This window comes from Mesorhizobium sp. M3A.F.Ca.ET.175.01.1.1, from assembly GCF_004791945.1.
Lineage (GTDB): Bacteria > Pseudomonadota > Alphaproteobacteria > Rhizobiales > Rhizobiaceae > Mesorhizobium.
In genome coordinates, this window is sequence record NZ_SRTP01000001.1 from 819,144 (window position 1) to 838,846 (window position 19,703).

At 65.7% G+C, this 19,703-nt stretch carries 11 protein-coding genes; 4 read left to right on the forward strand and 7 right to left on the reverse strand.

Features of this window, described 5'->3' with window-relative positions; genetic code table 11:
* Nucleotides 1-220: 220 nt before the first annotated feature.
* The 6 genes from EN818_RS04140 to hutI form a co-directional block, all read right to left on the reverse strand.
* Nucleotides 221-8,803 carry a glucoamylase family protein gene (locus EN818_RS04140; protein ID WP_135904066.1) on the reverse strand — a complete coding sequence of 2,861 codons (8,583 nt, stop codon included), beginning with the start codon at nucleotides 8,801-8,803 and terminating at the stop codon, nucleotides 221-223.
* A 269-nt stretch (nucleotides 8,804-9,072) separates the two neighbouring features.
* The gene (locus tag EN818_RS04145; protein WP_135904067.1) at nucleotides 9,073-9,654 is read right to left on the reverse strand and encodes a HutD family protein; all 582 of its coding nucleotides are present in this window, start codon (nucleotides 9,652-9,654) and stop codon (nucleotides 9,073-9,075) included.
* A gap of 3 nt (nucleotides 9,655-9,657) precedes the next feature.
* Nucleotides 9,658-11,328, reverse strand: coding sequence for a urocanate hydratase (hutU, locus tag EN818_RS04150; protein ID WP_095808393.1), 1,671 nt, complete (start codon nucleotides 11,326-11,328; stop codon nucleotides 9,658-9,660).
* 34 nt (nucleotides 11,329-11,362) lie between these two features.
* Complete coding sequence (gene hutG, locus EN818_RS04155; RefSeq protein ID WP_095808394.1) at nucleotides 11,363-12,178, reverse strand: N-formylglutamate deformylase; 816 nt, start codon at nucleotides 12,176-12,178, stop codon at nucleotides 11,363-11,365.
* 220 nt (nucleotides 12,179-12,398) lie between these two features.
* The gene (gene hutH, locus EN818_RS04165; RefSeq protein WP_095808395.1) at nucleotides 12,399-13,934 is read right to left on the reverse strand and encodes a histidine ammonia-lyase; all 1,536 of its coding nucleotides are present in this window, start codon (nucleotides 13,932-13,934) and stop codon (nucleotides 12,399-12,401) included.
* Nucleotides 13,931-15,160 carry an imidazolonepropionase gene (gene hutI / locus EN818_RS04170; protein WP_165350042.1) on the reverse strand — a complete coding sequence of 410 codons (1,230 nt, stop codon included), beginning with the start codon at nucleotides 15,158-15,160 and terminating at the stop codon, nucleotides 13,931-13,933. Before hutI ends, hutH begins: the two co-directional genes overlap by 4 nt.
* Before the next feature lie 96 nt (nucleotides 15,161-15,256).
* On the opposite strand from hutI, the gene EN818_RS04175 reads away from it, so the two are divergent.
* Both EN818_RS04175 and hutC read left to right on the forward strand, forming a co-directional pair.
* On the forward strand, nucleotides 15,257-16,612 hold the full coding sequence (locus EN818_RS04175; protein ID WP_095808421.1) for a formimidoylglutamate deiminase: 1,356 nt from the start codon (nucleotides 15,257-15,259) through the stop codon (nucleotides 16,610-16,612).
* Nucleotides 16,613-16,617: 5 nt separating this feature from the next.
* Nucleotides 16,618-17,364: a histidine utilization repressor gene (gene hutC, locus EN818_RS04180; protein WP_165350043.1), complete on the forward strand. Its 747-nt coding sequence runs from the start codon at nucleotides 16,618-16,620 to the stop codon at nucleotides 17,362-17,364.
* Between the two features lie 44 nt (nucleotides 17,365-17,408).
* Here hutC and EN818_RS04185 read toward each other — a convergent pair whose 3' ends face one another.
* Entirely contained in the window at nucleotides 17,409-17,753 is a 345-nt protein-coding gene (locus EN818_RS04185; RefSeq protein WP_095808396.1) for a RidA family protein, read from the reverse strand.
* A gap of 232 nt (nucleotides 17,754-17,985) precedes the next feature.
* On the opposite strand from EN818_RS04185, the gene aztA reads away from it, so the two are divergent.
* Nucleotides 17,986-18,810 carry a zinc ABC transporter ATP-binding protein AztA gene (aztA, locus tag EN818_RS04190; RefSeq protein WP_095808397.1) on the forward strand — a complete coding sequence of 275 codons (825 nt, stop codon included), beginning with the start codon at nucleotides 17,986-17,988 and terminating at the stop codon, nucleotides 18,808-18,810.
* The gene (gene aztB / locus EN818_RS04195) at nucleotides 18,810-19,685 is read left to right on the forward strand and encodes a zinc ABC transporter permease AztB (protein ID WP_095808398.1); all 876 of its coding nucleotides are present in this window, start codon (nucleotides 18,810-18,812) and stop codon (nucleotides 19,683-19,685) included. Before aztA ends, aztB begins: the two co-directional genes overlap by 1 nt.
* Nucleotides 19,686-19,703 lie beyond the last annotated feature (18 nt).

Consider the following 19,703-nt stretch of genomic DNA (forward strand, 5'->3'; position numbering starts at 1 on the left):
GGCGTGATCACCTAACGGTTTGAGATAAAAGGTGAAATGTCAGCCTTGCGGCGAAATAATGGCAGGTGCCCGGCGCTGCCACATTTTTAGTCAGCCGGGACTGCGTTAGCGCCCCCTAATGAACGATGGCGATCGTCGGCGCGAGTCATCGCCCAAGTAAACGCTCGTTTTCAGCCGCCTATTGCAACGAACACGCGGCTCATGAGCCAAGGCTTTGAATTCACGCGGGGATCTTGACGACAACTTCCGTCACCTCGCCGGCCGTCGGCTCGAAAGACGCCGTCTTTGTCTTCGAACCATTGACTTCCAGCGAGATCGACTTGGTCTTTTTGTCGCGGATCACGCGCACCCTGGCCTCGCCGTCGAACATCTTCAGCGTGGCGGCATAGCCGTCCCAGTGGCTGGGCAGCTTCGGTCTAAACGTGATCTGCTTGCCGCGCCGCTCGATGCCGAGGATGCCTTCTACGGCGGCGCGGTAGAGCCAGCCGGCAGAACCCGTGTACCAGGTCCAGCCGCCGCGGCCGCCCTTGCCTTCGCCGGCGTAGATGTCGGCCGCCACGACATAGGGTTCGACGCGGTAGTGTTCGGCAGCCTTCTCGTCCGAAGCGTGGTTGACCGGGTTCAGCATCGAGAAGCAGCGATAGGCTTCGTCCGTGAGGCCCATCTCGGCCAGTGCGATCACGAACCAGGTGGCGGCGTGGGTGTACTGGCCGCCATTCTCGCGAACGCCCGGCGGATAGCTCTTGATGTAGCCGGGATCCTTCTCGCTCCTGGAGAAGGGCGGCGTGAACAGCTTGACGATCTTGTGATCGTCATCGACGAGCATCCTGGTCGCCTGCTGCATGGCGGTGGTCGAGCGCGCCGGGTCGCCTTCGCCCGAGAGAACGCTCCACGACTGGGCGATGGAGTCGATCTTGCACTCATCCGAGTTGTGAGAGCCGAGCGGCGTGCCGTCATCGAAGCTGCCGCGCCGGTACCACTGCCCGTCCCAGGCCGTGCTTTCCAGCGCCCGCTTCAGCGCGTCGGCGTGCTTGCTCCATGCATTGGCGCGCTTGGTGTCGCCCTGTCCCTTGGCGACGGGGGCGAAGTCGCCCAGCGTCTTCAACAGGAACCAGCCCAGCCACACGCTCTCGCCCTTGCCGCCCTCGCCGACGCGGTTCATGCCGTCGTTCCAGTCGCCGCCGAGGATCAGCGGCAGCCCGGCCGGGCTGCTGCGCTTGATCGCCAGATCGAGCGCCCGCGCACAGTGGTCGTAGAGCGAGGCGGTGGTCTTGGTGATCTCGGGTGTGAAGAAGGCATCGTGCTCGCCCTCGCCGAGCTGCTGCCCGTCAATGAAGGGCAATTGTTCCTTCAGGATCGCCGCGTCGCCTGTCACCTCGATGTAGCGGGCGGTAGCATGCGCCAGCCACACCACGTCATCCGAGATCATGGTGCGCACGCCGGCATCGGTGCGCGGCAGCCACCAGTGCTGGACATCGCCCTCCGGGAACTGCCGGCGCGCGGCGTTGAGGATCTGGTCGCGCGCCAGCTTCGGGTCATGCGCGAGCAAAGCCAGCGTGTCCTGCAGCTGGTCGCGGAAGCCAAAGGCGCCGCTCGCCTGGTAGAAGGCCGAGCGCGCGCGGATCCGGCAGGCCAGGCTCTGGTAAGGCAGCCAGTGATTGACCATGGCGTTGAGCGCCTTGTCGGGCGTCTCGACTTGAATGGTGTCGAGGAAGCCGCGCCACACGCGCTCATTGTCGGCCAGCCGCTGGTCGAAGTCCTTGCTCCGGTGGGTCTGCACCAGCGCGCTCGCCTCCGCGGGCGTCGCCGCGTCGCCGAGCAGCCAGAACAAGGTCACGTCGCCGCCGGCCGGGATGTCGATATCGCTGGCAATCGCGGCGCATGGGTCATCGCCGGCCTCGACGCGGCCGGAAAGACCCGAGCCCCCCAGCACGGCCTGCGGATACTCGCTTGTGCCGTGCCTGCCGATGAACTCGCCGCGATCGGCGGTCACCGAATGCACCGGCGCCGTGGCGGCGAGGAACGCCACCCTCTCGCCGAAATCGAGCCCATAGGGGTTCTGCGCCAGCATTGCGCCGGTCGCGGCATCGCGCGAGGGCACGATGGTCGCAGCCGTGCGCGAGCGATGGCCGCCGAGCACCCATTCGGCATAGGCATAGACACGCAGCCTTGCCGGCACCGAACCGGCATTCTGGATACGCAGCCGCGTGATCTTGACGGGGTCGGTCGGATCGACCACCTGCGTCAGGTCCATCGACAACGACCCGCGCTTCGAGCGGAAGGTCGAGAAGCCCTGGCCGTGCCAGGTCTCGTAGGTCATCGAGGCGTCGCGGACCACGGCGGCCATCGGCGAGAACGCCTTGCCGCTCACGTGATCGAAGATATAGATGCCTTCGCCCGGCCGGTTCGACACCGGGTCATTCGACCACGGCGTCAGCTGATAGTCGCGGCTGTTGCGGCTCCAGGTGAAGCCGGCGCCCTCGGCCGAGATATGGAAGCCGAACGAGGCGTTGGAGATGACGTTGATCCAGGGCTGCGGCGTGGTGCGGCGCCCGGTCAGGCGCGTCACATAGTGGCGTCCGTCACCGTCGAAGCCGCCAAAGCCGTTCCACAGGCCGAGGCCGCTGCCGTCGGCGGCGATGTCGGCCGCTCCCTGGCTCGCGGGCACCGGCAGGGGCAACGGCTGGGACGGCGCGCGGGGCGCGCCGCCTTCCGCCTGCTGCAAGGCGTCGCGAGCCTGCAATGCGGCGGTTTCGGCGCGTTCGAGCTGATCGAAGATGGTCCCGTTGCGCGTGTGCAGCACGACGCGCGCGACCGAGAGCAGAGTCTTGTAGGTCGCCTCGTCCATCAGGTCGCGGCGCACGGCGAAGATATGCTGGCGCGGTCCGAGCTCGCGGCCACGCAGGCGGCTGTTCTCGCACAGCGTCTCGACCGCGCGCTGCAGGTCCTGGACATAGGATGAGGCCTGCTCGTTGACGACGACGAAGTCGATCATCATGCCGCGGGCGCGCATGTATTCCTGGAACCGCAGCGCCTGGGCCACGATCTCGAGGTCGGCGACGTCGCCGATGCGAACCAGGAAGATGGGGAAATCGCCGGAGATGCTGGTCGGCCACAGGCTCGACTGCCGGCCGAGACCGGAGGCGATGGAGTCCGCCGGCAAGCGCAGGAACGGATCCGGATAGATCAGGTAGCGCGCCAGCTTCTGCACATTGGCGGCATCGGTCAGGCTGAGGCCGAGATGACGCGTCTGCACCTGGCTGCGGGTCCAGGCAAGCATCGCCTGGCGGGCGAAGCTCTCCTGATGATCGAGCCGGGCGATCGCCTCGTCGAGTTCGCCGCGGTTGGCTCCCACGATGGTCCAGAACGTCAGCGAGATCTTCTTGTTGGCGGGCACCCGGACCTGGCGGCGGAGCGCCGCCACGGGATCGAGCGTGAAGCCCTGATGGCCGGAAAGCCTGGCGCCGGGATCGAAGGCGGCGGCATCGGCAATGGTGCGGCCGCGGCCAATGAAGGCGCGCCGGTCGGTTTCGGCCTCAGCGTCGCGCGAGGGACCCGATGGATCGGTGACGAAATGCACCATGGTCAGGTCCGGCTCGTTCTTGTCGCGCTTGCGCCTGGTGGCGAAGATCGCGCCATTGTTGCCCGTGATCTCAGTCTCGACGAACATCTTGGAGAATGCCGGATGGGCATTGTCGGAAGCTTCGTTGCCCAGCACCAGCTCGGCGAAAGAGGTCACCTCGATATGCCGGTCGGTCGCGCCATCATTGTAGAGCGTGATGCGGCGGCCTTCGCCATTGCCTTCGGAAATCACGATGCATTCGACTTCCGAGCGCAGCGATCCGACCGACTTGACGAAGCTCGCCTTGTCGTCGGCGAACAGGGTCTGGACGCGCTCGCTATCCGCGCGCTTCGGCTCGGCGGTCGCCGACCACCAGTCGCCGGTCGCTGCGTCGCGCAGGAAGATATAGGAGCCGAGCCGGTCCTCGCTCGGATCCGGCTGCCAGCGGGTGACGGCAAGCTCGCCGAAGCGGCTGTAGCCCGACCCGGTGGCGGTGACCATGACCGAGTAGCGGCCGTTGGACATGACGCTGGTTGCGCGCAGGGCCTTGATCGGATCGAGGATGATGCGGCTGTCCGGGCTTTCGGTCTCGGTCTCGTCCTTGGCGCGCTCGTCCGCTTCGGTCCGGACCGTGGCCGTCGGGATGTCGCGCGGCGCCCTTTCCTGCAGGAGAAGTTCCGCCGACTCGATGACCGGATCGCTGTGGAAGCGGTCGCGCAGCCGGCCCTCGAAGATGGCATCCGCCACGGCAGCGATCGACATGCCGGAATGGTGGGCCATGTAGTTGTGGACGACGGCATGATCGCCGCCTTCCGGCACGCGCTGCGGCGTGAAGTCGACCGCGTCGTAGTAGCCGTGCCGGCCCATCGCGCCGATCGAGCGCAGCCGCATCAGGTTCTGCACCGCCTCGCGAGGGCTGAACTGGGCCGCCAGGATGGTCGCGTAAGGCGCGATCACCGTGTTCTGGCCGAGACCGCGCTTCAGCCCGAGGCCAGGCACGCCGAAGTTCGTGTATTGATAGGTCAGTTCCCGGTCGCGGGCATTGTAGGCGGCTTCCGATATGCCCCACGGCACGTTCTTGGAGCGCGCGTACTGGATCTGGCGCCGGATGATGAGCTTGCTGGTCTGGTTGAGGATCGAGCCATGCGGCTCCTTCATCACCAGCGGCGGCATCAGGTACTCGAACATCGAGCCCGACCACGACATCAGCGCGCCCTGGAAGCCGATCTCGACGATCGGCCGGCCGAGCCGGAACCAGTGCTCCGTCGGCAGGTCGCCCTTGGCGATGGCGAACAGGCTGGTCAGCCGCGCCTCGGAAGCGAGCAAGTCGTAGCAGCTCTCGTCGAGCTGGTGCTCCTCGACCCGGTAGCCGATCGACAGGAGCTTGCGCTCCTGCCGCATCAGGAAGGAGAAATCCATTTCGAAGGCGTAGCGGCGGCAGCGCTCGCGCAGCGCAAGCAGCTTGGCGCGCAGGGCGCCGACGGCACTTTCGTCATTGTGCGAATCGTGGACATGCGCCTCGCAGGTCGCCTCCAGCCTTGCCGCCCAGTCGGCGATGATGTCGCTCTTCGGCGACGCCGCCTCGACATGGATGGCGGTGGCGAGCTTGCGGATCTCGCCGGCGAGCACGGCCAGATTGATGGTGCGGATCGACGCCATCTCGGGCTGCGCCTTGATGGTCATCACCGCGCGGCGCATGCCGTCGAGGCGATCGGCGAGACGCTGGCGCAGCGGCCGCAGCTGCCGGCGGTCGTCGGGCAGATCTTCCAGGCTCTCGTCGAGAATGGTGACGGTGTCGAGGATGCCCTCGAAATCGCCCTGCAGGTGGACGGAAGGCGCTTCCGCCCATTCGGCGCAGGCCGCGGCCACCGCGACCAGATGGCCGGCGAGATTGCCGCTGTCCACCGCCGAAATGTAGAGCGGATAGAGCGGCTTCAGCGTCGTCGTATCGTACCAGTTGTAGAGATGCCCGCGGTCGCGCGGCATGTTCTCGATCGTCGTCATCGTGGCGTCGATGCGGGTGATGGCGTCGGACAGGCTGATCCAGCCGAAGTCGCGCGCCGATACGACCGACAACAGGTAGACGCCGATATTGGTCGGCGATGTGCGCGGCGCCACCACCGGCGCCGGGCTTTCCTGGAAATTGTCCGGCGGCAGGTGATGGTGCTCGGCCGTCACGAAGGTCTCGAAATAGTGCCAGGTCCGGCGTGCCACGGTGCGAAGCGTGTGGACATCGGCAGCCGAAATGCGCAGCCGGTCCTCGGTCTCTGCCGAGCGGCTGATCCAGCAGGCCACTGCCGGCGAGCCGATCCAGAAGATGGCAAAGAAGAAGGCGACGAAGGCGCCGGTCGAGTCGGCCAGAACCGGAACGGCGAGGCCGACGACGCCGATGATCACCGCGCCGTACATCATGCTGTAATAGGCGCCGATGTCGCTGCCGCCGCTCTTGTGCGCCTGCGAGGCGGTGCGCCACTCCAGAAGGTTGTGGCGGCTGACGAAGAGCCGGTAGAGGGTGCGGACAATGGCGTCGCCCATCATCCAGGCGAAATGCGCCATGAGCAGCACCTTCAGGGCCACCAAGGCGGTTCCGAACACCGTGTCCCTTGCCAGCGCCGAGAAATGGCCGCGAGGGGTCTGGTCGCCGCTCTTCGGCAGGATGCCGTTGACGATGTCGAAGGTGGGCGCCATGAACAGGCTGAGGATCAGCAGCGCCTGCCACTGCGCCGCTTGCGTGAAGGGCAGCAGGGTCCAGCCGGCGATACAGGCCATGACCCAGAAGATCGGAGTCAGCGAACGGCGCAGATTGTCCACCATCTTCCACCGCGACAGCGCCGGCACGCCGGAACGCGGGTCGAAGATGAAGCCGAGCAACTGCCAGTCGCCGCGCGCCCAGCGATGATGGCGCGAGGCGTCGACCGAATAGCGGGTCGGATAGTCCTCGACCAGCTCGACATCGGTGACCAGGGCGGCGCGCGCCATGGCGCCTTCCAGCAGGTCGTGGCTGAGGATGGTGTTTTCCTCGATGCGGTCCTTCAGCGCCGCCTCGAAGGCGTCGACATGGTAGAGGCCCTTGCCGGTGAAGGAGCCGTCGCCGAAGACGTCTTGATAGACGTCGGACACGGCGAAGACGTAAGGGTCGAGGCCGCGATTGGCCGAGAACACGCGCTGGAAGAACGAAGCGTCGTCGCCGCTGGTGAGCGAGGCGGTGATGCGCGGCTGCAGGATGGTGTAGCCGGCGCTGACGACGCGCTTTGCCGGATCGAAACGCGGGCGGTTGAGCGGATGGGCAAGCTTGCCGACCAGGGTCGAGACCGCGTCGCGCGTCGTGCGCGTGTCGGCATCGAGCGTCATCACATAGACGACCTTTTCCGGCAGCGCGACGTCGAGCGGCAGGAAGGTGGTGTCGCTGTCGCCGCGCAGCAAAAGGTTCAGCTCGTGCAGCTTGCCGCGCTTGCGCTCCCAGCCCATCCAGCAGCCCTGCGCCTGGTTGTAGAGCCGGCGGCGATGCAGGAGATAGAAGCGCGGCGCGCCCGCGGAGGGGTAGCGGGCATTCAGCCTGGCGATTTCGTCGCGCGCATATTGCAGGATCTCGATATCGGCTGCGTCGATCTCGGCCTTGGAATCGGGCCAATCGGACAGCAGCGCGAAATGGATTTCTTCCGCCGTGTTGGCGAGGTGATGCACCTCGATGTTGCGGATGTTCTCCTCGACGTCGTCGCGCGAGCCGATCAGGGAAGGCACCACGACCAGCGTGCGCGCCTCTGCCGGTATGCCGTGCTTGTAGTCGTAGCCGACGAGCCGGGTCGGCCTCAGGAAAAGCGCGACGACCGTGTTGAAGAAGGCGAGCGCGCCTTCGCTCGCCGGCACCGCGAACAGCGCCAGCATCAGCGTGATCGATCCCGCCGAAAGGCCGAGATGGGCGAGCGCGTTGCCGGAAAGCACCAGCAACAACACCGTCAGCAGGAAGACGGGCACGACGATGCCGAGCCAGCCGGTTGCGGTGAAGGCCCGCTTGAAGGTCACATAGAAGGGAGCCCGGTAGCCGATCGCCTTCTCCAGCTCCTGCCGGCGCGGGCCGACAAGGAAGAAGCCGACATCGGTATGCGCGGCTGGTTCGGCGACCGCATCCGGCACGCCGGATGCATCGGTGACGCCCGGGGCATGACCGGCGAGCTCGATCGCCTTCTCGGCGACGCGGAATTCGGAAAGCTGCGAGCGGCGCGCCAGCTGCTCGATGGCGGTGCGGTACTGGTCGCGCGAGAAGAAGTCGAGCGCGGCGAAGTCGGTCCTCTCACGCAGCAGCGTATCGATGCGGCTGACGTCCTCGAACCAGACCGTCCAGTCGACGTCGTTGATGAGGCGCAGGCCGCGGATGATGTTGCCGGTGGTGACGTTGCCGCTGGACAGCGTCTGATGCTCGCCGATGATGATTTCCTCGGCGTCGGAGCCGGTCTTCTCGAGCTCGCCTTCCAGCCATTCCAGCGCCCGGCCGGCATTCTGCGAGCCGTCACGCAGACGGTAGAGCAGCTGGGTGGCGAAAGTGGTGTCCTGCGCATGCGCGGCGTAGTGCGACAGGATCCTGGTTCGATCGGCGTTGTCGTCGGTCGCCAGCACCCGGTCGGCGACCTCGTTGGCGATCTGGCGCATCTGCCTGGTGCGGCTGACGCGCACCGCGATCCGGCGGAGATTTTCGATCAAGACGAAGCGCAGCAGCGAGGGCAGCGCCCAGAGCTCGCCGATCTTCAGCGGCTCGACCGACTGGAAACCTTCGACGATCGCCTTGAACATGGTCGCCGAGACCGAGCTGTCGGAATGCTCGACATAGCTCCAGGCGACGGCAAAAGCGCGCGGCATGACGGTGCCGTCGGCAAGCTTCAGGGTCGGCAGCTGCCGATAGAATCGGCGCGGCAGGTCGCGCTTGACCTGAAAGATGGTCTCCTCGACCAGGTAATTGTTGTCCAGCAGCCATTGCGCCGCCGGCGTGATCGTCTCGCCCTTGGCTTGGGCGGCATTGGTCGAGCGATAGACCTCGAGGATTTTTCTGGCGCTGTCGCGGATGCGGGCCTGGAACTCGAACGGCGCCAGACCGAACAGGTCCTTGACGTCTCCCCTGGCGAGCCCGACACCCACTTCACGCAGGCGGTCCTCGGGCAGGAAATTGGAGCGGATCGGCGCTTCCGTAATGGCCGGAAAGGTCGCGCTCGTAGCTTCGATCTTGGTGGGATTCGTCTGAATATTCATTCAAAATTCCGTACGGTGGGCGCAATGCGGCTTCACCGCCACGGCAATGCACCTAAAACCGGCTCGATTGCAATTGGTTGCATGACAAGTTCGGCCGAAAGTTTGCGTTGCGCAGCGCACCAGGAGCGTCCTTTAGACAAGCTCTGGACGAGCGCCCCTCGCACCCCATCCCCAGGTTCGATGAGGGAAAGGATTCAGGCTTTTTCGTGATACATGCAAGTGGGCCGGCGATATTTCGCCGACACCTCGATCATGTTTGGCAACAGCCGTTAACGGTAGGTGCCGAAGAGCCGGATGACGAACAGCATCCCTTGGCCTTCCGGCTCCAGGCGCAGTTTCGGAGCGTTCCGATCGACGATCAAGGTGTCGAGCGGAGCCAGTGTTGCTGCGGTGTTTGTGAAATCTTTGACGCCGCCACCGCTGGCAAGGACGAGCGTCACCTCGCCTGCCGGCTCGATTTCGGTAGCGCCCGCAAGCGACAGCCGCTCGACCGCATGGTTCATCCGGCTCCGGCGGGTCATGATGTTGAGATCAGTGATCGGGCCCGAAATCAGTGCAGCGCTCGTCGGCACGTCGCCAGGAAACGAAAGCGGCGCGGACGCCCCTGTCAAACGCTGTGGCGGACGGCCGGCGATATCGAGAACGATGCCCTCGCCTTCCAGCACCGACAGCGTGCGGTCAATGCCGGAAAAGCTGGAGAATGGTCCGCCGGTTTCGACGCGGGCCATCGAAATGCGCCAGTCGAAATCGTCGAGGCCGGCGCCATCGGGCGAAACGGCGATCTCGGTCGTCGTGCCGCCGCCGTTCTTCCACGGCATGACCCGGTATTCGGCGGCACGAAGAATGCGCATGGCTCAGCTCAATATGCCCGGGAGGTTGAGCTGGTGCTCCTTCGCGCACTGGACGGCGATGTCGTAACCGGCATCGGCGTGGCGCATCACGCCGGTCGCCGGATCGTTCCACAGCACGCGCTCCAGGCGCTTGCCCGCTTCCGGTGTGCCGTCGGCAACAATGACCATGCCGGCATGCTGCGAGAAACCCATGCCGACGCCGCCGCCGTGATGCAGCGACACCCAGGTGGCGCCGGAGGCGGTGTTGAGCAGCGCGTTGAGCAGCGGCCAGTCGGAAACGGCGTCGGAGCCGTCCTTCATCGCCTCGGTCTCGCGATTCGGCGAGGCGACCGAGCCGGAATCGAGATGGTCTCGGCCGATGACGACCGGCGCTTTGAGCTCGCCCTTGGCGACCATCTCGTTGAAGGCGAGCCCCAGCCTGTGCCGGTCGCCGAGACCGACCCAGCAGATGCGCGCCGGCAGCCCCTGGAACGAGATCCGCTTGCGCGCCATGTCGAGCCAGTTGTGCAGATGGGTGTTGCCGGGGGTGAGCTCGCGCACCTTGGCGTCGGTCTTGTAGATGTCCTCCGGATCGCCGGAGAGTGCTGCCCAGCGGAACGGACCGACCCCGCGGCAGAACAGCGGACGGATATAGGCCGGCACGAAGCCAGGGAAGGCAAAGGCGTTCTCGAAGCCTTCTTCCTTGGCGACCTGGCGGATGTTGTTGCCATAGTCGAGCGTCGGCACGCCGGCGTTCCAGAACGCCACCATCGCCTCGACATGCTCGCGCATCGACGCGCGCGCCGCCTTCTCCACGGCCTTTGGATCGGAGACGCGCCTTTCGCGCCATTCGGCCATGGTCCAGCCCTTCGGCAGGTAGCCGTTGATGGGGTCGTGCGCCGAGGTCTGGTCGGTGACGATGTCGGGGCGGATGCCGCGCCTGAACATTTCCGGCACGATCTCGGCCGTATTGCCGAGCAGGCCGACTGATTTCGCCTTCCCGGCCTTGGTCCATCGCTCGATCATGGCCATCGCCTCGTCGAGCGTCTCGGCCTTCTCGTCGAGATAGCGAGTGCGCAGGCGGAAATCGATCGAATCCGGATTGCATTCGATGGCGAGGCAGCAGGCGCCGGCCATCACCGCTGCCAGAGGCTGGGCGCCCCCCATGCCGCCGAGACCGCCGGTCAGGATCCACTTACCCTTCAGGTTGCCGCCATAATGCTGGCGGCCGGCTTCGACGAAGGTCTCGTAGGTGCCCTGCACGATGCCTTGCGTGCCGATGTAGATCCAGGAGCCGGCCGTCATCTGGCCGTACATCATCAGGCCCTTCTTATCGAGCTCGTTGAACTTCTCCCAGTTCGCCCAGTGCGGAACGATGTTGGAGTTGGCGATGAGCACGCGCGGCGCGTCCTTGTGCGTGCGGAAGACGCCAACCGGCTTGCCGGACTGCACCAGCAGCGTCTCGTCCTCGCCAAGTGTCTTCAGCGAGGCGGCGATGCGGTCGAAATCGTTCCAGGTGCGCGCCGCCCGGCCGATGCCGCCATAGACGACGAGCTCGTTCGGGTTCTCGGCGACGTCCGGGTCGAGATTGTTCATCAGCATGCGCAGCGGCGCTTCCGTCGTCCAGTAGCGGGCATTGAGCTTGTCGCCACGGGGGCTGCGTACTTCGCGGATGTTGTGGCGGGGATCGGTCATGTGGTCGCTTCCCTTTCGATGCGATGCGGGCGCGTCAGCGCGCAGCCCAGGCAATGGCGGTTTCGAGAATGGTCTTCAGCGTGGCGCGGATCGGCGCGGCGTAGGTCGGGTCGTAAGGCACGGGCCAGTTTGCCGGCGTGCCCTTCTCGGCGGGTTCGCGCATGTAGCCGCGGTTGGAGAGCTCCATCTGCAGCGCATGGACTCCGCTCTGCGGCCGCCCGAAATGGCGGGTGATCCAGCCGCCTTTGAAGCGGCCGTTCACCACCCAGCTTTCGCCGGTTGCGGCGAGAATGGCGGCGACCTTCTCCTGCAGCGAAGGATCGGTGCTCTTGCCGTCATTGGTGCCGAGGTTGAAGACCGGCAGCGTGCCCTCGAACAGGCGCGGCAGCACCGAGCGAATAGAATGGCAGTCATAGAGCACAATGTTCTCGTGCATGCCGCGCAGCCGGTCGATCTCGTCCTGCAGGGCGGCGTGATACGGGGCGAAATAGGTCTCGCGGCGCCGGTCGATCTCGGACGGCGTCGGCTCCTCTCCGATGCGGTAGAGCGGATCGCCGTCAAATGTGTCGGTGGGGCACAGGGTGGTCGTCGCCTGGCCAGGATAGAGCGAAACACCGGAAGGGTCGCGATTGACGTCGATGACGGTACGCGAGATGGCGGTGTGAACGACGGTGGCGCCGAGGTCGGTGGCAAAATCATAGAGCTTGTCGATCCACCAGTCGCAGTCGCGGCGGCCGAGCCAGGTCGAGACCAGCCGGCTGTCGAGGCCGGCAAGATCAATGCCGGTGTGCGGGATCGAGACCAGCAGCGGCGCCGTACCGCGTGTGACGGTGAGCCAGGGCGTGGTCATTGGAGAACTCCATGCGCCGGCGTTCTACGGCGCCCCCCTCTGTCCTGCCGGACATCTCCCCCACTTGGGGGGAGATTGGCGGCTGCAGCGCATCGCTCGATCCTGCGCCGCTGGAGATTGGCGAAAGCCGACGCGACGGCTGATCTCCCCCCTTGTGGGGGAGATGTCCGGCAGGACAGAGGGGGGCGCGAAGGAACGCGACCTATCAGAGCGTTCAATCTCACGACGCAATCCCCGGCAGCGCGACCACACCGGCCGCATTCACCGCGGCGCCGCTGCGCACCAGGGCGATCGCCTTTTCCATGTCGGGGTGGAAATGCCGGTCGTTGTCGAGATGCGGCACCTCGGCCCGGACCAGCCTGCGCACGGCTTCCAACGCCTCGCTCGATGCCAGCGGGGCGTGGAAATCGCAGCCCTGCGCGGCCGCCAGCAATTCGATGCCGATGACGGCGGTGGCATTCTCGATCATGCCGAGCAGCCGCCGCGCGCCGTGGGCGGCCATGGAGACGTGATCTTCCTGGTTGGCCGAGGTCGGGATCGAATCGACGCTCGCCGGGTAGGCCTTCTGCTTGTTTTCCGAAACCAGCGCCGCCGCCGTCACTTGCGGGATCATGAAGCCGGAATTCAGGCCCGGCTTCGGCGTAAGGAAAGCCGGCATACCGGAGAGCGCCGGATCGACCAGCATGGCGATGCGCCGCTCCGACAGGGAGCCGATCTCGCAGACGGCAAGCGCGATCATGTCGGCGGCGAAGGCCACCGGCTCGGCGTGGAAATTGCCGCCCGAAAGCGCGGTGTCGTCCTCGGCGAAGATCAGCGGATTGTCGGTGACGCCGTTCGCCTCAGTCTCCAGCGTGTCAGCCGACTTGCGCAGCACGTCGAGGGCGGCGCCCATCACCTGCGGCTGGCAGCGCAGGCAGTAGGGATCCTGCACGCGCTCGTCGCCGAGGCGGTGCGATTCACGGATGGCGCTGCCGGCCATCAAATTACGAAGCGCCTCCGCCGACTCGATCTGGCCGCGATGCTTGCGCAGCAAATGGATGCGTGGATCGAAGGGGGCATCGGAGCCGCGCGCGGCATCGGTCGACAGCGCACCGGCAACCAGCGCCGACTGATAGAGCGTCTCGGCCTCGAACAGGCCGGCAAGTGCGAAAGCGGTCGAGAACTGCGTACCGTTGAGCAACGCCAGGCCTTCCTTGGCACCGAGCGTCACCGGCTCAAGTCCGTGCGAGACGAAAGCGACCTTGGCCGGAAAGCGGCCGTGCGGGGTAAAACATTCACCGACACCGATCATGACGGCAGTCATGTGAGCAAGCGGCGCGAGGTCGCCCGAAGCACCGACCGAGCCCTGCGCCGGCACCACCGGGATGACGTCGTTGGCGAGCATACCTTGAAGCAGGTCGATGGTCTCGGCGCGAACACCGGAAGCACCCTGGGCGAGGCTGGCAAGCTTCAGCGCCATCATCAGCCGCACCACCGCGGCAGGCATCGGCTCGCCGACGCCGGCGGCGTGTGAGAGCACGATGTTGCGCTGAAGCGTTTCGAGATCGTTTGCCGGTATGCGGACGCTGGCCAGCTTGCCGAAACCGGTGTTGATGCCGTAGACCGGCTCACCCTTGGCGACGATGCGGCCGACCGCTTCGGCGCTGGCCTTGATCTTCGGCCGGCAGGCGGCGTGAAGTTTCGGCACGGCGCCGCGATAGATGGCGCGCCAATCGCCAAGTGTGGCGCTGCCGGGCTTCAGGATCAGTTCGGTCATTGTCCTCTCCAGATGCGGGCATGGAGCGGGTTGAAGCCCATGCGGTAGACGAGCTCGGCCGGGCGCTCGATGTTCCAGATGGCGAGATCGGCCGACTTGCCGGCTTCCAGCGTGCCGGTCTCGTCGAGCAGCCCCAGCGCCCGCGCGGCCTCGCGGGTGACGCCGCCAAGGCATTCCTCGACGGTCAGGCCGAAGAGCGTCGCGGCCATGTTCATGGTGAGCAGCAACGACGTGAGCGGCGAGGTGCCGGGATTGCTGTCGGTGGCGACCGCCATCTTTACGCCATGCCGGCGGAAAAGGTCGATCGGCGGCTTTTTCGTCTCGCGGATGAAGTAATAGGCGCCGGGCAGGATGGTCGCCACGGTGCCAGCCTTGGCCATCGCCGCAGCGCCCGCCTCGTCGGTGTATTCGAGATGGTCGGCCGAAAGTGCGCCGTAGCGCGCGGCTAGCGCTGCCCCATGCAGATTGGAGAGTTGGTCGGCATGGAGCTTTACCGGCAGCCCGAGTGCCTTCGTCTTGTCGAAGACGCGCGAAATCTGCTCCGGCGAGAAGGCGATACCCTCGCAGAATCCGTCGACGGCATCGGCAAGCTTTTCGGCGGCGACCGCGGGGAGGATCGTGGCGGCAACCAGATCGATGAAAGCGTCCTTGTCGCCATTGGCTTCCGGCGGCAGCGCGTGCGCGGCGAGACAGGTCGTGCGGATTGTCACCTTCCGCTCGCTCTCCAGCCGACGGGCGGCGCGCAGCGACTTCTTCTCATTATCGAGATCGAGGCCGTAGCCGGACTTGATCTCCACACTCGTGACCCCTTCGGCCAGCAGCGCGTCGAGGCGCGGCAGCGTCTCGGCGACGAGCGCGTCTTCGCCGGCTGCACGTAGCGATTTGACGGAGGAGACGATGCCGCCCCCGGCGCGGGCGACTTCTTCATAAGTGGCCCCGGACAGCCTCATCTCGAATTCGTTGGCGCGGTTGCCGGCATAGACAAGGTGCGTGTGGCAGTCGATCAGACCGGGCGTGATCCAGCGGCCTTGGCAATCGATGGTCTCGGCACCCTGCCCGAATGAGCCCGGCATGTCGGCTTCCGCGCCGGCATAGACAATAAGCCCATCGCGCGCGGCAATAGCACCCCTTTCGACAATGCCCAGGCCGGCAGCACCCTCTGCCATCGTGGCCAGGCGCGCATTGCGCCAGAGACGAAAGCCGCTCTTCCCGTTATCTCCACCCATCATCTTTTCCATTTGAAAGGATGGCAATTATGTATATACATATTGAAGCGCGACGCAAGTGATATCGTCGCTCAAAGCTCAGATTCGGAGATGGACGTGACGGCGATCTTTGCGGAACAGGCGCTGCTGGCAGAAGGTTGGCAAGCCAATGTGCGGATCGTTTTCGACAGCGGCCGCATTGGTGCCGTCGAGGCCGGCGCCTCACCGCAGGCCGACGACGAACGCCATGCCATTCTGTTGCCCGGCATGCCCAATCTTCACAGCCACGCCTTCCAGCGCGGCATGGCGGGTTTGGCCGAGTTGCGCGGCCCCTCGGCCGACAGTTTCTGGAGCTGGCGCGAGGTGATGTACCGCTTCGCGCTGTCGATGACGCCGGACCAGGTCGAGGCGGTCGCGGCGCAGCTTTATGTCGAGATGCTGGAGGCCGGCTTCTCGCGTGTCGGGGAGTTCCATTATCTGCATCACGACCGTGACGGGCGACCCTATGCCAACATCGCCGAGATGGCGGAGCGGATCGCGGCCGCCGCCGCGGAGGCGGGCATCGGACTGACGTTGCTGCCGGTCTTCTACGCCCACTCCACCTTCGGCGGCAGCGCGCCCACCGAGGGCCAGCGGCGATTCATCAATGATATCGACAGCTTCGGGCGCTTGCTTGAAAAATGTCGTGAAAGCGTTCGCCTCCTTGAGCAGGCAGTCGTCGGCGTCGCACCGCACAGCCTGCGCGCCGCAACGCCGGACGAACTCAACGCTGTCGCGGCGATGGCGCCGCATGGCCCAGTCCACATCCATATCGCCGAGCAGATGAAGGAAGTGCAGGATTGCGTTGCCTGGTCGGGCGCGCGGCCGGTCGAATTCCTGCTCGGCAACGCCTCGGTGGACGAGCGCTGGTGCCTGATCCATGCCACGCATATGACCGAGGCCGAAACCATCGCCATGGCCAGGAGCGGCGCGATCGCCGGACTGTGCCCGATCACCGAGGCCAATCTCGGCGACGGCACTTTTGCCGCGCCGCTGTTCGTCGAGCATGGCGGCCGCTTCGGCGTCGGCTCCGATTCCAATGTGCTGATCGGCCTGCCGGACGAGCTCAGGCAGCTCGAATATTCGCAGCGCCTCGCCCACCGCGCGCGCAACGTGCTGGCGCGCGCCGGCGGTTCCACGGGGCGCGCGCTGTTCGATGCCGCAGCCGATGGCGGCGCCCAGGCGCTCGGGGCCGGACCGTCGCATATCGCGGTGGGTGCTCCCGCCGACCTTGTTTCGCTCGATGCCGGCGATCCCTCGCTGGCGGGCAAGAGCGGCGATGCGATCCTCGATGCCTGGATCTTCGCCAATGGCAGCAGCGTCGATTGCGTCTGGGTGCATGGTCGAAAGCAGGTCAGCGGCGGTCGGCATGCCAAGCGTGAGGCCGTGGCCGAGCGGTTCCGCCGGACGATGACGGCGCTTTCGGAGGGCTGATGTCGATGAGCTTGGTCGAAGTGACGGAGATGGAGGATGGCGAGAGCATCTCGCTGCACCAGCGCATCCTCTCCGACATACGCGAAAAGATCGTCTCCGGCGCCTGGGCGCCTGGCCACCGCATTCCGTTCGAGCACGAGCTGACGGCTGAATACAAATGCTCGCGCATGACGGTGAACAAGGCGCTGTCGCAACTCGCCAAGTCGGGACTGATCGAGCGGCGACGGCGTTCGGGAAGCTTTGTCCGCCAGCCGCAATCCCAAGCCGCGGTGCTGGAAATCCATGACATCAGGATCGAGGTGGAAGCGCTTGGCCTGCCCTATCGCTATGAGCGGCTTGAGCGGGTGAAGCGGCGCAGCAGCGCCGAGGACCGCGCCTTGCTTGGGCTCTCCACCCCGGGTCCGGTGCTATGGTTGGAAAACCTGCATTTTGCCGGCGAAAGGCCGTTTGCGCTGGAGCAGCGCCTGATCAATCTCTCGGCGGTTTCCGAGGCGACCGAGGAAGAGTTTCTCGCCATTGCCCCCGGGCCGTGGCTGATCGGGCGCGTGCCGTGGAGCGAGGCCGAGCACCGCATCCGCGCCATGGCGGCGGACGACAATATCGCCGACGCGCTCGACATCGATCCCGGCGCGCCCTGCCTGGTGGTCGAGCGCCGCACCTGGAGCGCCGAGCACCCGGTCACCCATGTGCGCTTCATCTATCCGGCGGAAAGCCACACGCTCGTGGCAAGGTTCACCCCGTCGCAGGGGTAGCACTTCGCCTTCTCCCCTTGACAAGGGGAGAAGGCAGGCAGCGCTTAGATCGCCGCGGTGATAATCATCTCGACCAGATACTCCGGACCGGCCAGCTTGGCTTCGCCGGTCGCGCGGGCCGGCGTGTGGCCCTGCGGCACCCATTTGTCCCATTCCGAGTTCATCTCGGCGAAGGTGCTCATGTCGGCCAGCCACACGATCGCCTGCAGGATCTTGGTCTTGTCGGTGCCGGCCTGTGCCAGCAACTCGTCGACGGTCTTCAGGATGTCGCGGGTCTGCGAGGCGACGTTGCCGCCGGGCTCGCCGACCTGACCGGCCAGATAGACGGTGTTGCCATGGATGACGATCTGGCTCATGCGCGGGCCAACATCGATGCGACGAATGCTCATTGGGCGTTCCTTCCTGTTGTGGATGGCGCCTCTTTAGAGTCGAGGTGCGCTTCCGGCAAGGCCGGCCGGGATGAAACCAGTTGAGCCAATTGTCCGGCCTCGACCGGACCGCGTACACGGCGAGTTGACCGGGCGCGCCGCAATTCCGCCAGTTGGGCATGTTGACTTATGTAATAACATCACATATCGACTCGACCGCACTGTTTCGCGGATCGCCGCCACGGATCGTCTGATGACCAATGCCTGCCTGACCTTCCGCGACCTGACGCTGGGCTACAACAGCCATCCAGCCATCCATCACCTCAACGGCATTGTCCGCAAAGGCTCGCTGACCGCCGTGGTCGGCGCCAATGGTTCGGGCAAGTCGACGCTGATGAAAGGCATCGTCGGCGTGCTCAAGCCGATGGAAGGCGCGGTCGTACGCGCGCCCGGCGTGCGCACGGCCTATCTGCCGCAGCAATCGGAGCTCGACCGCAGCTTCCCGGCGCGGGTCGTCGACCTGGTTTCGCTTGGCCTGTGGCCGAAGCGCGGCATGCTCGGACGCTACACCAAAGAGGATCGGGAATCCGTCGGAAAGGCGCTGATGGCGGTCGGTCTCGGCGGCTTCGAAACGCGCCCGATCGACACGCTATCCGGGGGCCAGCTGCAGCGCACGCTGTTTGCCCGCGTGCTTCTGCAGGACGCGGACCTCATCCTGCTCGACGAACCCTTCAACGCGGTCGACGCCAAGACCGTCGGCGACCTCATCCAGCTTATCAAGCACTGGCATGGCGAGGAACGCACCATCATGGTCGTCGTCCACGACCTCGATCTGGTGCGGCAGAATTTTCCCGAGACCTTGCTGCTTGCCCGTCAGCCCGTTGCCTGGGGCGAGACGAAAGAGACACTGCGGCCGGAGAACCTGCTCAAGGCACGACGCTTCCACGAGGCCTGGGAAGAGAACGCTCCCTGGTGCGAGCCCAGCGAGCACGATCATGGCCATGACCACGAACATCATGACCACGTGCACACGCATAATCATCATCACGGCCATGGCTCGGGACCGAGGGCGGCGTAATGGAATTCCTCTACGGCCTGTTCATCGCGCCTTTTGCCGACTTCGCCTTCATGCAGCGGGCGTTGTTCGGCTCGCTGATGCTGTCGCTCGGCGCCTGCCCCGTCGGCGTCTTTCTGATGCTGCGGCGCATGAGCCTGTCGGGCGACGCCATGGCGCACGCCATCCTGCCCGGGGCCGCAGCCGGCTTCCTGCTCTACGGCCTTGAAATCCTGCCGATGACCATCGGCGGACTGATCGCCGGCATTATCGTGGCGCTCGGCGCCGGTGCCGTTTCGCGCTTCACCATCCAGCGCGAGGACGCCTCGATGGCCGCCTTCTATCTCATCTCGCTCGCCGTCGGCGTGCTGATGGTATCGATCCGCGGCTCAAGCGTCGACCTCATGCATGTGCTGTTCGGCACGGTGCTGGCGCTCAACAATGAGGCGCTGGCGCTGATCGGCGGCATCGTGGCGGTGACGCTCGCCAGCCTCGCCGTCTTCTGGCGGGCGCTGGTGGCCGAATGCCTCGATCCGCTGTTCCTGCGTTCGGTGAGCCGCATGGGCAGCCCGGTGCATTTCATCTTCCTCGGGCTGGTCGTGCTCAATCTGGTCGGCGGTTTCCAGGCGCTCGGCACGCTGCTGTCGGTCGGGCTGATGATGCTGCCGGCGGCTTCTGCCCGCTTCTGGACGGTGCGGGTCGAGCCGATGTGCGTGCTGGCGGTGCTGATCGGCTTTGCCTCCTGCATCGCCGGGCTGCTTTTGTCCTATCATGCGTCACTGCCGTCCGGCCCGGCGATCATCCTGTCGGCCGGCGTCGTCTATTTCTTCTCGATCCTGTTCGGCTCGCGCGGCGCGCTGCGCGCCCGCATTGTGCATCACCGCCACCGGACCGCCTGATCCCGCCTACCCAAGCAA